Origin of the sequence: Acinetobacter sp. BD54, from assembly GCF_044778325.1 — a bacterium.
Classification (GTDB): domain Bacteria; phylum Pseudomonadota; class Gammaproteobacteria; order Pseudomonadales; family Moraxellaceae; genus Acinetobacter; species Acinetobacter baumannii.
The window spans coordinates 21,185-36,517 of sequence record NZ_JANJEP010000008.1 but is presented as its reverse complement, the minus strand read 5'-3'; the positions used below and the strand labels follow the sequence as shown (position 1 = coordinate 36,517).

Genomic DNA, 15,333 nt, shown 5'->3' with positions numbered 1-15,333 from the left:
TTTTTTATGCTTTAAATGCATCTGCAATCTGATCTTTATCACTCACCAACACCTCACCAACCTCATCAAGAGGCCAGTTAATCGCTAGTGTTGGATCATTCCAAATAATAGCGCCTTCACTTTCTTTATTGTAGTAATTGGTGGTTTTGTACAAAAACTGGGTATTGTCTTCAAGTGCGATAAAGCCATGAGCAAAACCTTCCGGTATCCAAAACATGGTTTTATTTTCTGCACTCAGTTCAACACCAACCCATTCACCATAAGTTTTTGAGTCAGGTCGAATATCTACCGCAACATCCCAAACACGACCTTGTACAACACGTACCAGTTTTCCTTGCGCATAAGGTGCATTTTGATAATGCAACCCACGTAACACACTCTTTTGAGACAATGAATGGTTATCTTGTACAAAAGTTGGAACAGGCAAGTTTAATTGTTCAAGTGCTTGTGCAAAACGTTGCTGATTAAAGCTTTCCATAAACCAGCCGCGATCATCACCAAATACATTTGGATGTAGAATCAAAAGCCCTTCTATTTTAGTCGTTTCAACCTGCATTTGACTCTTCCCAGATTTTTTTCAAATATTGACCATATTCTGTTTTTTTCAAAGCTTCAGCACTTTCTAAAAGTTTCTCTTTGCTAATCCAACCTTGATTGAAACCAATTTCCTCTAAACATGCGACTTTTAATGACTGACGCTTTTCTACAGTATAGATAAAGTGACCTGCTTCTAAAAGCGATTCATGCGTGCCCGTATCCAACCATGCAAACCCTCGCCCTAAAAGCTCCACATTCAATGAACCATCTTTCAGATATGCATTATTGATATCAGTAATTTCAAGTTCGCCACGTGCAGATGGCTTCACTTGTTTAGCAAACTCTACAACACGATTGTCATAGAAGTACAAACCCGTCACGGCATAAGGTGATTTTGGCTTTAATGGTTTTTCTTCAATGCTGAGAACTTTTCCAGTTGGGTCAAACTCGACAACACCAAAACGCTCTGGGTCTGTCACATGGTAACCAAATACTGTTGCACCATGCTCTCGATTACTCGCAGCTTCTAATTGTTTGCCAAAACTTTGACCATAGTAAATATTGTCACCCAAGATCAAACAAACATTATCTTGACCAATAAACTCTTCACCAATTAAAAATGCCTGTGCCAAACCATCTGGAGAAGGTTGTACTTTATAAGTAAGTTCAATACCAAATTGAGAACCATCACCGAGCAGTTTTTCATATTGGGGTAAATCTTCTGGTGTCGAAATCAATAAGACTTCACGAATACCGGCAAGCATCAATACAGACAATGGATAGTAAACCATTGGTTTATCGTAAATTGGCAAAAGCTGTTTCGATACACCTTTGGTAATTGGATGTAAGCGTGTACCTGAACCACCCGCTAAAATAATACCTTTACGTTTGAGACTCATTTATTTAATAGCTCCACTATGGTTCGCTTTACACCATCTTGCCAGTTAGGTAGACAGAGTTTAAAAACATGCTGTATTTTTTGGTTGTTCAATCTTGAATTGTGTGGTCTGGTTGCTGGTGTTGGGTAAGCCTTTGTTGGAATTGGATTAACCTTTTGTACAATCAGCGCCTGTCCTAATGACCGTGCTTGCTCAAATACATAACTTGCGTAGCCAAACCATGATGTTTCACCACTCGCCACCAAATGATAGACACCAGCTTTACTCACATCGGCTACGACTTGAGGAATAGCATGTGCGGTAATATCAGCAATTAGCTCAGCAGAAGTTGGAGCACCAATCTGATCATCAATAATCGACAACTCTTCACGTTGCTGAGCCAAGTTCAACATCGTTTTCAAGAAGTTTTTTCCTTTACTTGCATAGACCCATGATGTTCTGAAAATTAGATGCTGACAGCCACTCTCAACAATTGCCTGTTCGCCTAATGCCTTGGTTTTACCATAGACATTTAATGGTGCAATTGCATCTGTTTCAACAAAAGCTGTTTCACCTGCCCCGTCAAAAACATAATCGGTAGAGTAATGCACAAATAAAGCTTTAATTTGCAAACATGCATCGGCTATAGCTTTTACAGTTTGATGATTCACAAGATCAGCCGAATCCTGCTCAGTTTCAGCCAAATCAACAGCTGTATAAGCAGAAGCATTAACGACTACATCGGGTTTTAGCGCCACAATCGTGTCAAAAATTGCCGATGGTTGAGTCATATCGCCAGATAGACCATTTAAACCATGACGGTCTAATGCAACTACCTCGCCCAAAGGAGCAAGCGCTCGCTGTAGCTCCCACCCAACTTGTCCATTTTTTCCAAGCAATAAGATCTTCATAGTTATCCTTGATATTGCTTGTTTAACCAAGACTGATATTCGCCACTTTGAACGTGTGCAACCCATTCAGTATTACTTAAATACCATTCAACGGTTTTACGCAGGCCCGTCTCAAACGATTCTTGCGGAACCCAGCCTAAGTCATTTTTAATTTTTGTCGCATCAATTGCATAGCGCACATCGTGACCTGGGCGATCTTTGACATAGGTAATTAAATCTTTGTACTGTGCTACACCTTCCGGCTTATTCGGTGCCAATTCTTCAAGTAATGTGCAAATCGCATGAACAACTTCGATATTGGCTTTTTCATTGTGACCGCCAATATTATAAGTTTCCCCAACCACACCTTGCGTTGCAACAGTAAAGAGTGCTCGTGCATGGTCTTCTACAAATAACCAGTCACGAATTTGCTGACCATTGCCATATACAGGGAGTGGCTTGGCTTGCAAAGCATTTAAAATCATAAGCGGAATCAATTTTTCCGGGAAATGAAATGGCCCATAGTTATTTGAACAGTTGGTCACCAACACCGGTAAACCATAAGTACGGTTCCATGCACGGACTAAATGGTCTGAGCTGGCTTTGCTTGCAGAATATGGTGAACTTGGTGAATACGATGTTGTTTCGGTAAATAGGTCGGTTGTACCTTCTAAATCACCATAGACTTCATCGGTTGAAATATGATGGAAGCGGAATGTTTCCTTTTTTGAACCATCAAGGGTTAACCAATAAGTACGGCTTGCTTCCAACATTTGGTATGTACCAATAATGTTGGTCTCAATAAAAGCATAAGGTCCTGAAATTGAACGATCTACGTGCGATTCAGCAGCAAGATGCATCACTACATCAGGTTGAAAACTTTTAAATAATTCATCTAAAGCTGTACGGTCACAAATATCGGTCTGAGAAAACTGATAACGTGGGTGATCGGCAACAGAGCTTAAAGACTCTAGATTTCCCGCATAAGTGAGCTTATCGACATTTAATACTTCATGTTCAGTATTTTGAACAATATGACGAACCACCGCCGAACCAATAAAACCTGCACCACCAGTAACCAAGAACTTCATAATAAATCATGTAACTCCATTTTCTTAGTCACGGATTTTATCACCTATTTCCTATTTAATTTAGCGTTAACCTCAGAAAGCCCTACGCAGTTTGACCATTATTACAAAAAATAAAATATAAATACTTAGCTAAACTTATTTGTCCAAAACCCGATTTAACTTCCGAGTTATTTCGCTGGTATGATCTTGCATCTCTAACTCTTGAACAACCTGAGAGATTTGATAAGAATCTGAAACAGTTAATAAATATAGCCAATGTTGCTGTGCTAAAAACTTTAATTGGTGCTTAATCTGTTCATCCTGCATGGACTGCTCATCATAAAGTACCAGCAACTTACTTCCTGACATGACCACTTCTGCCACCATCGAAGTCGAGTCCGGACTCGTTAGAATCCAGTCAGCTGCTTTAATATAATCTTTGATATCACAGTTTTGGCCTTGTGCTACCCATGTTAACTGGTCATGAGGCTGAAAAATGCCGTACTGCTCAGCAAGCTGCTGTAATTCTTTTTCAAAAGTAATCGGTGTTCTTCGTGATGTTGTCAGTAGCAATCTCGCTGTAGGATATTGCTTTCGAACCTGCTGTAAAACAGTTGCCCATTGTGCCGCTTCACCAATTTTTACTGTTTTAGTGTCAGCACCAATCAAAATTGCAATCGTTTGCTCAGCATTTTGAATACCCAAATGTTCCCGCGCCCGCTCACGTGTTAGAGGTAAAGCACTCATTTTATTCGGTGCAATTGGATAATAAAAATAATGAGGCAATACGGCTTGTTGCTCATGAATGGTAAATACCACATCAAACAAGTCAGCACGAATCCCCCGTAATGAACTTGCGACCAGATTTTTTACAGGCTGATCTTTGAGCAAATGTTGTTTGAGCAGTAGATTGGCAAGTAGAGTGTTTCCCCCTGCCGATACAATATAAGCAACCTGTTTCTGCTCTAATGCACTTAGGGTTTGGGAGTCAAGAAAATAACGTAACCACTCTGTATTTATTGAAAACTTGATCAATAACTTGAGAACACGATACAACCATTTTTTAGGTAGATTTAATTGAACCCATTCCACCTGATAATCTTGTTGTTGATTCAGTAGCTGAACTATTCCTTGTGTTTGAGTTTCATGGCCTGCTTTACCATCGGTCAACGCTAGGATGAAAGGTTTTTGTTGTGTCATCAATCCATCATCCTATGCTGAAAGCAATGATTGATAGACTTTGACCGTATTATCGATCATTTTTGTAAAAGTCAATTGTTCTTGTGCCAAGGCATAAGCCTGTTTAAAACTTGCTTCAGGGGCTACCACATCCAAATAGTTTTGAATCACTTGTTGCAATGCTTCAATATTATTTGGTTCACATAGAAACTCAACAGGAATAAACTCAGCCATCATTCCGACATCAGTTCCTAACACAGGACGTTGAAGCAATAAACTTTCAGCAAGTGTATACGGCCCCCCTTCACGCAAGGAAGACACAATCAAAGCCTCATGGTCTGTAATCAATGGGTGAATATTGTCGCTATACCCATACAAGTGAACCCGATCAGCTAATTGGTACTCTTGAATCAATTGCTCTAACTTTTCTCGTTCTTCACCATCACCAACAATAGTTAATTGGTGTGAAATGTTCCGCCAAGCAGCCAGTAAAAGATCGAAACCTTTCACTTCATTTAAACGTCCAATGGCAATAAATTTTCTATTTTTTACAAATGATTGAGCAGGCATATTCAAAGAAATACCATTATAGACCACACTGAGTTTTTCCGGCTGCCCCACAATCTGCGCGAGTCGCTTACTCACACAAATGATATGATCAAATGCTAAGTAAGAATCAATCTTTTTCTTTGCACCATGGATAGTCACCACACAAGGGAAATCAAAACCTGCAATCATGCCTTGCAACAGTTTGGCCGTTTTAGAAGCATGAGCATGTAGCACTTGTGGTTCTGTCCCCAATATTGTTTTTTTTAGCAGATACTTCGTCCACGGGTTATAACGACTGCCACTCATATCAAAAGCAACAAAGTTTACCGAACTTTCCACCTGACTTTGATATTTCTGATGTGCAATTAAAGAAACTTCATGTGCTTGTGATAAACCAGCAGCCAGCTCAAGTACATGCTTTTCTAAGCCACCTTCCTCATCACTTGCCATCACAAGCGTAATTTTCATGATTAGCCCTCACGCGTACCAAGTTTTAAACGAAGCTTGACGGCGAATAATGAATCTTTTCCGCTGATCTTAATACGTTGTAGTTGCATAAAGTCCGGCTGTTCATCATCAATGCCTTCCATTGTGGTCACTGCATTGCTATACCCTGACTGTTTTGCCAGTTTAACATCTCGGTCTGAGTAAATACCAAATGGATAAGCAAAACTGGTTACTGGTTTTTCTATCAGTTGTTCAAGCCACTGCTTTGAATCTGATAGTTCTTTTAAACAATCCGTATCATCCAGTTTGTTTAAATTAGCATGCGTTAACGTATGTGAACCAATTTCAATCAGTTCGCTATCTGCCAGTTGCTTGACTTGAGCATCATTCAACTTAGCCTCACGCATGAGTTCACCACTATTATGATGTTCTTTTTTATAGGTTGACCAATCACGATCATGACGATCAACCACCACATATATGGTTGCCTTGGCCTGATATTTTTCTAAAATGGGATAAGCATTTTGTAAGTTGTCTAAATAACCATCATCAAAGGTAATGGCAACTGTTTTGGCTGGGTGCTTTCCCCAGTTCTCTTGCAATTCGTGCATCGTTACAAAATGGAAGCCTTGCGCTTTCATCCAGGCAACTTGCTTTTCAAACTCAGCGGGCTTGACCCGAAGCTTATTAAATTTGGCACCATTAATATGGTCTCGTACCATGTGATACATCAATACACGTGGTCGATTCCAATCCACTGCTGGCTTCCACCACGCATACTTATAGCTAAATAACACAATAAGCAAGACCAGTAAAATCAGGATATAAAACACAATGCCAAACTCATTATTTCGCTAAAAGATATGTTGCCACACGGTCTGCTTCTTTAAAAGCATAAGGTTGTGGCAACTGTACGACACAAGTATTCTGTGAAATTAGTTGTGATTCTATCATTTGATCAATCGAGTGCGTAATTCTATCGTCTTTCAACCGATCGATTGCTATGACCCCTACGCGACAACCCGCAGTAAGTGCTTCAAAAACCATAGAAACGCTATCTTCTGTTACCCATACAGCTTCTGCTTTTTGCATCTCTTCAAAAATCCAGCCTTGAGGTGTTTGCTCAACCGGAAATATTTGTAAATGCTGGGCAAAACTTTGTTGTCTTAAAATATCAATAAACTCTGCTGGGGTTCGACGTGAAGTCGTTAGAATGATTTCAGCATCCGGATTATTCTCAACAATCTTTTGCACGCTTAATAATACTTTTTCTTGGTTCCATTGATGCCGTTTTGACGAACCACCTAATGCAATTAAAATTCTAGAAGCTTGATGGCGTTTTTCATTACGAATGGGATTTAATGCCCCACGCGTAACAACCACTCGATTATTCGCAGGAATACCGTCGTGCTCTGGAATCACAGCATAATTAAACCAAACCGTCGGTAAATTTGGCTTCATTAAAATAATGGTCTTAGCCTTTTTGAAAATTTTACCGAGCAACCAGACACGAAAATGTGTATGACTTCCAACACCAAATATAAAATCGGGTGCCTGTTGAAATAGAGATTTTTTTGAAGAAAAAAGCGTTTTGATTAGAGAAAGAATAGGCAAGTCATTAATAGAGACTTCTTCAAAAGTTGCATTTGCCTGCTGTCTTTGCATCGCCTGAAACAAGCCTAAAGCTTGTGAGCGATGCCCTGCTTTACCATCAGAGACATAGACAATATGCATAAAAGCTCCCTAACCCAAAAATAAAAAGGCGAAACCAACGTTCGCCTTTTCATGTTAACGGATTAACTTATTTTACGTAAGTTAACCAGTGTTCATATTTTGGATTTTTACCTTGAACTGCATCAAAGAAAGTCTTTTGGATTTCAGTGGTAATTGGGCCACGGCAACCCGCACCGATTTGACGGTCATCGTATTCACGAATTGGTGTTACTTCAGCAGCAGTACCTGTGAAGAATGCTTCATCGGCAATATAGAATTCGTCACGCGTAATACGACGCTCAACAACTTCATAACCAAGATCTTTAGCAATCGTCATCACGGTTTGGCGTGTAATACCGTCAAGTGCACCACCCGCAATATCTGGAGTGTGTAAAACGCCATCTTTAATCAAGAATACGTTTTCACCAGAACCTTGGCACACATAACCTTGTGGATCCATAAGCATTGCTTCATCGTAACCAGAATGTGCAACTTCTTGGTGAGCAAGAATTGACAACGTGTAGTTACCAGATGCTTTTGCTTTACACATGGTCACGTTTGGATGGTGGTGAGTAAATGATGAAGTTTTAACGCGAATACCTTTCGCCATTGCTTCATCACCAAGATATGCACCCCATGCCCATGCTGCAACAGCGGCATGAATGGTGTTATTTGTTGCTGCAATACCAAGTTTCTCTGAACCGATCCAGATCAGTGGACGTAAATAGCAAGAAGCTAATTTATTTTCACGAACAACATCGATTTGTGCTTGTTCAAGCGCTGCTTGATCATACGGCACTTTCATTTGATAAATTTTTGCTGAATTTAACAAACGTTTTGTGTGGTCTTGAAGACGGAAAATTGCAGTACCTTTAGGAGTTTCATAAGCACGAACACCCTCAAATACGCCCATACTGTAGTGTAAAGTATGGGTTAAAACGTGAATCTTTGCATCACGCCAATCAATTAATTGTCCATCTTGCCAAATAAAACCATCACGATCAGCCAAATTCATGGAACACTCCAAATTGTTATAAAATCATTCACTATCCAACTCAACCGAGGCGGTTGGGTCTATTAATCTTTGCCATAAATTGCAAACGACCGCACGGGTACTACGCCAGTCCGCTGCGCTTACTTGCATGGATTGATTCGCAAGGGCTAAGCGGTGGCTTTCGGCACGTTCACTAAGATAGGCTCGAATTAATGCTGTGGCATCTTCACTGGATAAGCAGTCTGCTTTAGCAGCATCTTCTAATATTCTTACATTATCAGAATAATGGGCGAGATCGGGTTTCGTCCCGCTCCATGCAAGTACAGCATACTGTGCCATAAATTCGATATCTACGATACCACCTGCGTCCTGTTTTAAATGAAAAATACCATGTTTTTTTTGTTCAGAAGATGAACCTAAGTGGTCTTTCATTTTCTGACGCATTTTCAGCACTTCCTCACGAACATAAGCCTCATCTCTAGATTGAGTCAATATCTCGCGGCGAAATATTTCAAATTTTTGGCAAAGCGCTTCATCACCTGCAATAGAACGTGCACGAACTAATGCCTGATGCTCCCAAAGCCATGCACTTTTCAACTGATAATGCTCATAGGCTTTCAGGCTTGTCACCAATAAACCAGCCTCACCTGAAGGTCTTAAACGTGTATCAATTTCATAAACGCGGCCATCAAGCGTTTGAGTGGTCATTAAAGACATAAACTTTTGAGCGACACGCATGGCAAACTCAAAACCTGTTATTGACTTAGTACCATCCGTGTCGGCTTGTTCATCTAGATAGTGAATAAAGACCAGATCTAAGTCCGAACCATAGCCCAGTTCAATGCCACCCACCTTGCCATAACCAATAACGGCAAAGGCTTTATAATCGAGTGAACAACGTTTTCCCTCGACATCTTTTGGGTAACCATGACGTTTTGCTACGGTCTGATAAGCTAAATTAAGGGTCGCATTGACACTGACTTCTGCAATATCTGTCAAAGCATCAGAGACCTTCATAAGAGGGCTTTCAGCTAACACATCACTTGCAGCGACCGTTAACACATTACTCTTTTTAAACAGGCGAAGTACCCGCATTTGATCTTCGACCTGATCAATTTCGATACGAAGTAATTGCTGACGTAATGAGTCTTCCAAGTCCTTACGTTTTGGTAATTCAAAGTCCATCGACAAGAACTCATCCAGCAATACCGGATATTGCGTTAACTCTTCACAAATCCACGGGCTCACTGTCGCCATTTTTACTAAGCGTTGTAATGCCCCTTTACTTTCAATCAGCATTACCAAATAGACGGTTCGACGCATGACTGATTCAATCAGTGGCATTAAACGTAATAATGCAGTTTGTGGTTGTTCAGACTGTAAAATGGCTTCAATTAAATGGGGCCAAAACGTTTTTAAACGCTGCACGGCATTGGAAGGAAGTTTTTTAAGTGCATGACCATGCCAGAACTCATGAATTAAATTTTTTGCATTATCATCTAACACTTCATCTAGCTGCTGCTCTAACTGTCCAAAGTTCTCGGTAGCTGCATTGGAACTTGTGTCTTCAATGAGCTGCTTAAACTGAACTTTTACTTTTTGGCGTTTCTCGTTAAGAACATCAATAAATTCATTCCAACTCGTAAAACCCAAGGTATCTATAATGCGTTGTCGTAAATCTGCTTCTTCTGGTAATAGTTGCGTTTGTTGATCATTCAAGGCTTGAATTGCATGTTCAACACGGCGTAAGAATAGGTAAGCATCTTCAAGCTCTAGTACGGCCTGTTTTTCTAACAAGCCTGCCTCACCAATATGCTCAAGACTGACCAAACATTGACGATCTTGTAGCTCACGTTTAGAACCGCCGTAAATAAGCTGGAACACCTGAACAATAAACTCAATTTCGCGTATACCGCCTGCCCCGAGTTTAATGTCATCTTCAATATGCCGACGTAATACTTCGCGCTCAATCATCGCTTTCATATCGCGCATGGCAGCAAAAGCGGTGTAATCGACATAACGGCGGAATACAAAAGGACGTGTCATTTCTAATAAGTCTTGCCCTTCTTTACCCCCCGTGACAACGCGTGCCTTAATCCATGCGTAACGTTCCCATTCACGGCCATGCTGACTTAAATATTTTTCTAAAGCTGCATGACTAATCGCTAATGCTGAGCCATCTCCCCAAGGCCGTAAACGCATGTCTACTCGAAACACAAAACCATCTGCGGTGATATGTTCAAGTAAATAAATAAGTTTTTGTCCCCACAAAATACAGAACTGCTGTACATCAATACATTTACGACCGTTGGTTTCGCCTTGCTCATCAAAGGCAAAAATCAGGTCGATATCACTTGATAGATTTAATTCCTGTGCCCCAAGCTTACCCATGGCAACCACAATCAAATCTTGAACTTTGCCTGAATAACTTAATGGTTCGCCATGTTTAGCAACCAATGCAACACGAGCAAAAGCCTTTGCGGCACAAATACTTGCATCGGCAAAGTCTGAAAGTTCACGAGTAAGTGTAACGACATCCGTCAGTTGATTGGCATCTTGCCAGATCCAGCGAAACATTAAACGACTGCGCAGTATACGAAGCGCACGCATCCAAGTTATTTCATCGCCAATTCCATCAAGCGTGGTGTCTACAAGTCGGTAAATTTGTTCTGTTGAGAGCGGTGCAGCAAATTGATCTATTTGATAATCTTGTTCTAAAACAGCCTGATGTAACCCTAAAACTTGTTCAGCATATTGGCTGGCACGTAATGTTTTTTGTAACTGCTCCGCATTCATATAAAAAAGCTCTTTTCCTCAGACTCTCTTTTTAGTTATAGCAGTTCAAGTAGTAGTAGGAAAAGGGATTAAACCAATTTTGCTTCAGATGTATTTTGTTGTTCTACATGATGTTCAGGGACTTCTTGAGCAGAAGGTAATAAAACTTTAAATGACGTTCCCACTCCTTTTTGGGAGGTTACACTAATTTTCCCCTGATTAATCTCGACAAAACGCTTACATAAGCTCAAACCTAAACCCGCACCTTTTTCCCCAGCGGTGCCTTTAAAGCTTGCTGTAATACGCGGATGAAATAAATTTGCCATTTGCTGTTCAGTCATGCCAAGCCCTGTATCACGTACAGTGATTTCGACATTTGTACCCACCTGCTTCGCTTCAATGAACACTTTTCCAGAGCCGTCAACATCGGTAAATTTCAATGCATTTGACACCAAGTTTTGGATCACGGAAGTCATCATATTAATATCGGCATAGATTTTTAAATCTTCGGAAACCGCATTTACCAATTCAATATTTTTCTTTAAAGCCAATGTATGCAGCACATCACAAACAATATTGCTCACTTGTCTAAGCTTAAAATTAATTGGGTGATAAACAAAGCGACCACCTTCGGCCATTGCCCATGTCAGCAAACTTTCAAGTAAGTTATAGGTCGATTGAGAAGTGTCGTATAAATAATCGGCAATGTTTTGAATACTCGACTCATCCAGTGTTTCACGTTCTTTAGCTAACACTTCGGAGAAACCTAACAAGCCATGAAACGGCGCCCGCAAGTCATGCGAAATAATAGAAAAGAACTTTGTTTTACTCGAGTTCAGTGCGACTTGCTGCTCATAGAGTTCATTTAATTCTTCATAATTAAACTTCAACTCGACTTGTTGCATAAAGCTAGAACAGTAATCGAGAAGCAACTGAATTTGATCATCTTCAAAACAATTTTCATCGTCATCGAAGAAAACTGCAAATCCCATAGATGTCTGGTCAGGCTGCACCAAATGGACAGCTAAGGCACGCCCACATTCAATATTTAGCTCTTTTAAATAGTTGATTAAATTTTGATAAGAAGGATGATTGTGATGAATCACCTGTTGTTTAGCAAAACATTGTTTTAGGTGTCTTGAAGGTTTAAAAGAAATTGCAGTCATGCCATCCGGGCAATGATGCCAAAAATAAGGTTCCTGATTAAAAGTAAGCAAAGCTTTTTGACACTTCAACAGGCGAAGACTAAACCGGAAAAATTGCTCAATATAATTCTGCTCGGCATTTAATCCAAGTAATAGTGATATTTTACAAGCTGTTAACTGCTCTACCTGATGTAGTTCTAATCGCTGTGTCATGCCCGCCTCACAGATTTTGTCATTGTTGGTCGGAACCGCTCTTTTGAAGAATGTACTTATAATCATTATGATCTACTACAAACTTTAACACAGTACATTAAAAGAGCAACTTTCTTTTCGAAATAGAAATGTGAAGTTTCAATTAAAGGTTTTCAGATACATAAAGTGGGTATAGTTTAGAAAAATACAACAATTTTTTTGGAAGAAAGAGTTGTAAGTAATAAGAAATAGGAAGTCAAAATTAGCTAGAAAAGAGATAAAAATTAACTTAAATCATCTTATAAATATGAAACCTTAACTTCGACTCAAATTTTGCTTTTATCAAATGCATTTAATATTTAAATAAAGTTTTCTTAAATTGAAAAATTAAAAGACTTTTAATAGCTCTAAATTTATAAATGATTTGATCCCGACCCTTGGAGCCAAAGTAAGTAGTTCATAATTTCTTAAAGTCTATGAACTATTCTATATCCAACAAAAAACCCCTAAGCCGTTAGCTTAGGGGTTTTCGTAGAATCTTACGATTCTGAATCTGGTCCCGAGGGTCGGACTCGAACCGACACGTCATCTCTGACAGCGGATTTTGAGTCCGCCGCGTCTACCAATTTCACCACCTCGGGAGAGGAAGTATGTTTGTGTTGCGTATATTAGCGCGTTTGCAAAACTTGTCAAACCCTAAGTGAATATTATCGTTCACTTTTAGATCATTTAAAAATTTTTCATGATTTAGGCCAGAAGCACAGCCATAAAAAAGCGAAAAAGTTTATACTAGGCGCAATTTTTGCGGTGTTTTTCCTGAATATGCAACTGTCTGACTTTTCCTTTGAACTACCCGATGAACTTATTGCCCGTTACCCACTCGAAACACGTAGTGCTTCGCGTTTATTGCATTTAGATGCTAAGGGCCAATATCACGATCATATGTTCACAGATATTATTGATCTGTTCGAAGAAGGTGATTTATTGGTACTCAACGATACCAAAGTCATGAAAGCTCGACTTAAAGGGAAACGTGCTACAGGTGGTGCTATTGAAATTTTGGTTGAGCGTATGCTAAACCACACCACAGCGTATTGCCATATTAAAGCGAGCAATTCACCTAAAGCAGGGGCTGAGCTTTTTGTTGGTGCGGACAATATTCCCGTGATTGTGCGTGGCCGTCACGAAAACTTATTTGTTGTTGAGTTTTCACAACCAATTTTGCCAGTACTTGAGCAATATGGTCAGTTACCTATCCCGCCTTACTTCAATCGTGAAGCAGAAGAAATTGATACTGAACGCTATCAAACGGTTTTCCATAATCCAGAAAAAATTGCCAGTGTGGCTGCCCCAACAGCAAGCTTGCATTTTGACGAAGAGTTGTTAGCAAAGTTAGACCAAAAAGGCGTTAAGAAAACGTTTGTGACTCTTCACGTCGGTGCAGGTACTTTTATGCCTGTACGTACTGATGACATTACAAATCATGTTATGCACAGTGAATGGTGTGATGTTCCTCAAGAAACTATTGATTTAATTTTGGCAACTAAAGCACGCGGTAATAAAGTGATTGCTGTCGGTACAACTGCAACACGTGCTTTAGAAAGTGCAGCTCAAGCGCATGGCGGAAAAATCGCAGCATGGACTGGTGATACGCAAATCTTTATTTATCCAGGTTATGAGTTCTGCATCGTAGACCGTTTAATTACTAACTTCCATTTACCTGAGTCTACCCTGCTCATGTTAGTTTCAGCATTGTCAAATAGAGAAAATATTTTGGCTGCTTATGAACATGCCGTTAAAGATCGCTATCGCTTCTTTAGTTATGGCGATGCAATGCTGATTGATAAATTAGAAGTTTAAAGATTAAAGCTGGGTTAAATCTTATAAGTTAATTCGAGGTTTAACCCAGCTGACCCACCTACAATTTCGATTAATAATAAAATTTATGAAACTGCTTTTTCAAAAAATTCAAAGTGCTTTTGACAATCAAAATACACATAACAAAATTACTTTAAGAAATATTGAGGCATTAAGAAATTTACTTAATCAGCAATTACCACCTGATATTCTTGTTTATTCATTAAAGAATTGGACAGGCCCCCAACAACTTGATATTCGAAATTATATTTTTTGGAATGCTACAATTTTCGCCTTAGTTTGTATGGCCTTAGGCTTTTTAATCTCGATTTACTTCTTCCCTTTTGCCATTCTTGCGATTTTTTATGGTTTTTATCATAGAGCATCGACGGCCGAACTGATTTGCCTACTTCAAGATATCCAAACTTATTATTATGAACATAAATATAATTTCAAATTTGCAACTGAAGATAACCTACCTAAAGAAGGAACGTCCGCTTCAGACTTTCCTTTGTTTAAGTTAGGCAATCAACAAAATTCAGTTTTAACTGCAATACTCGGCAAGTGGCAAGTAAGAGAAACAACTCACCCCTATAAAATATTTAGATACCATTATGTCAATCGAGAGATGGCCTATAATTCAAAAGGTAAATGGGAACTAAAAGATGTTAGCTACAATTTATACCGCATCATTTTAGAGAATTTTCCAGTTCGCGGAGTCAGCATTTCAAGTCAACAGAAAAAGGCTTGTCGCTTAGGAGTAGGTTGGGAATCAAGTGATATCCGTTTTAATCAAAAATACCAACAAAGCGGAATTAATGAATTGGACTTAGTAAAATTTCTAAGCCCTGATCGGTTGTTATTATTAGAGAAAATGTTGGAAGGGTTCCCAGGGGATTTCTATGTACACCCTGAAACATCTGCATTATGTTGGCTCTGTAATGTAAATCTTTTACGCCAGCAAAGTTTATATGGCACTAGTGTACGTGAGCTTGCTGAATGCCTTGAAACTCTTTCAATGCCAGAATTTGAGCAGTTTGCAAATATATTGCAGCATTTCATTGATGAAACTCAAATACCGAAGTCATAAAAGTAATTATTTAAGAC

General features: G+C 39.4%; 13 protein-coding genes and 1 tRNA gene. 2 read left to right on the top strand and 12 right to left on the bottom strand.

Features of this window, described 5'->3' with window-relative positions; translation table 11 throughout:
- Window positions 1-4 precede the first annotated feature (4 nt).
- The 12 genes from rfbC to NQ782_RS13635 form a co-directional block, all read right to left on the bottom strand.
- Entirely contained in the window at window positions 5-556 is a 552-nt protein-coding gene (rfbC, locus tag NQ782_RS13690; RefSeq protein ID WP_001195721.1) for a dTDP-4-dehydrorhamnose 3,5-epimerase, read from the bottom strand.
- On the bottom strand, window positions 546-1,436 hold the full coding sequence (rfbA, locus tag NQ782_RS13685; RefSeq protein ID WP_000054001.1) for a glucose-1-phosphate thymidylyltransferase RfbA: 891 nt from the start codon (window positions 1,434-1,436) through the stop codon (window positions 546-548). The genes rfbC and rfbA overlap by 11 nt, the downstream gene beginning before the upstream one ends.
- Complete coding sequence (gene rfbD / locus NQ782_RS13680; protein WP_000698332.1) at window positions 1,433-2,326, bottom strand: dTDP-4-dehydrorhamnose reductase; 894 nt, start codon at window positions 2,324-2,326, stop codon at window positions 1,433-1,435. Before rfbD ends, rfbA begins: the two co-directional genes overlap by 4 nt.
- A gap of 2 nt (window positions 2,327-2,328) precedes the next feature.
- Window positions 2,329-3,396, bottom strand: a complete 1,068-nt coding sequence (gene rfbB, locus NQ782_RS13675; protein WP_000670932.1) for a dTDP-glucose 4,6-dehydratase — start codon at window positions 3,394-3,396, stop codon at window positions 2,329-2,331.
- Between the two features lie 135 nt (window positions 3,397-3,531).
- The gene (locus NQ782_RS13670; RefSeq protein WP_000193718.1) at window positions 3,532-4,575 is read right to left on the bottom strand and encodes an ELM1/GtrOC1 family putative glycosyltransferase; all 1,044 of its coding nucleotides are present in this window, start codon (window positions 4,573-4,575) and stop codon (window positions 3,532-3,534) included.
- Between the two features lie 12 nt (window positions 4,576-4,587).
- On the bottom strand, window positions 4,588-5,571 hold the full coding sequence (locus NQ782_RS13665; RefSeq protein ID WP_000705219.1) for a glycosyltransferase: 984 nt from the start codon (window positions 5,569-5,571) through the stop codon (window positions 4,588-4,590).
- A gap of 2 nt (window positions 5,572-5,573) precedes the next feature.
- On the bottom strand, window positions 5,574-6,383 hold the full coding sequence (locus NQ782_RS13660) for a polysaccharide deacetylase family protein (RefSeq protein ID WP_000499405.1): 810 nt from the start codon (window positions 6,381-6,383) through the stop codon (window positions 5,574-5,576).
- 13 nt (window positions 6,384-6,396) lie between these two features.
- Complete coding sequence (locus NQ782_RS13655; RefSeq protein ID WP_000548418.1) at window positions 6,397-7,284, bottom strand: mitochondrial fission ELM1 family protein; 888 nt, start codon at window positions 7,282-7,284, stop codon at window positions 6,397-6,399.
- 67 nt (window positions 7,285-7,351) lie between these two features.
- Entirely contained in the window at window positions 7,352-8,278 is a 927-nt protein-coding gene (locus NQ782_RS13650; protein WP_001046506.1) for a branched-chain amino acid transaminase, read from the bottom strand.
- Window positions 8,279-8,302: 24 nt separating this feature from the next.
- Entirely contained in the window at window positions 8,303-11,053 is a 2,751-nt protein-coding gene (gene glnE / locus NQ782_RS13645) for a bifunctional [glutamate--ammonia ligase]-adenylyl-L-tyrosine phosphorylase/[glutamate--ammonia-ligase] adenylyltransferase (RefSeq protein ID WP_023060606.1), read from the bottom strand.
- 68 nt (window positions 11,054-11,121) lie between these two features.
- Window positions 11,122-12,390, bottom strand: a complete 1,269-nt coding sequence (locus tag NQ782_RS13640; protein ID WP_000194110.1) for a sensor histidine kinase KdpD — start codon at window positions 12,388-12,390, stop codon at window positions 11,122-11,124.
- Between the two features lie 533 nt (window positions 12,391-12,923).
- Window positions 12,924-13,010, bottom strand: a tRNA-Leu gene (locus NQ782_RS13635).
- A gap of 181 nt (window positions 13,011-13,191) precedes the next feature.
- On the opposite strand from NQ782_RS13635, the gene queA reads away from it, so the two are divergent.
- Together queA and NQ782_RS13625 are read left to right on the top strand one after the other, a co-directional pair.
- A complete protein-coding gene (queA, locus tag NQ782_RS13630) occupies window positions 13,192-14,229 on the top strand; it encodes a tRNA preQ1(34) S-adenosylmethionine ribosyltransferase-isomerase QueA (RefSeq protein WP_001177138.1) in 1,038 nt (345 codons plus the stop codon).
- A gap of 85 nt (window positions 14,230-14,314) precedes the next feature.
- The gene (locus NQ782_RS13625; RefSeq protein WP_004739925.1) at window positions 14,315-15,316 is read left to right on the top strand and encodes a hypothetical protein; all 1,002 of its coding nucleotides are present in this window, start codon (window positions 14,315-14,317) and stop codon (window positions 15,314-15,316) included.
- Window positions 15,317-15,333: the final 17 nt, after the last annotated feature.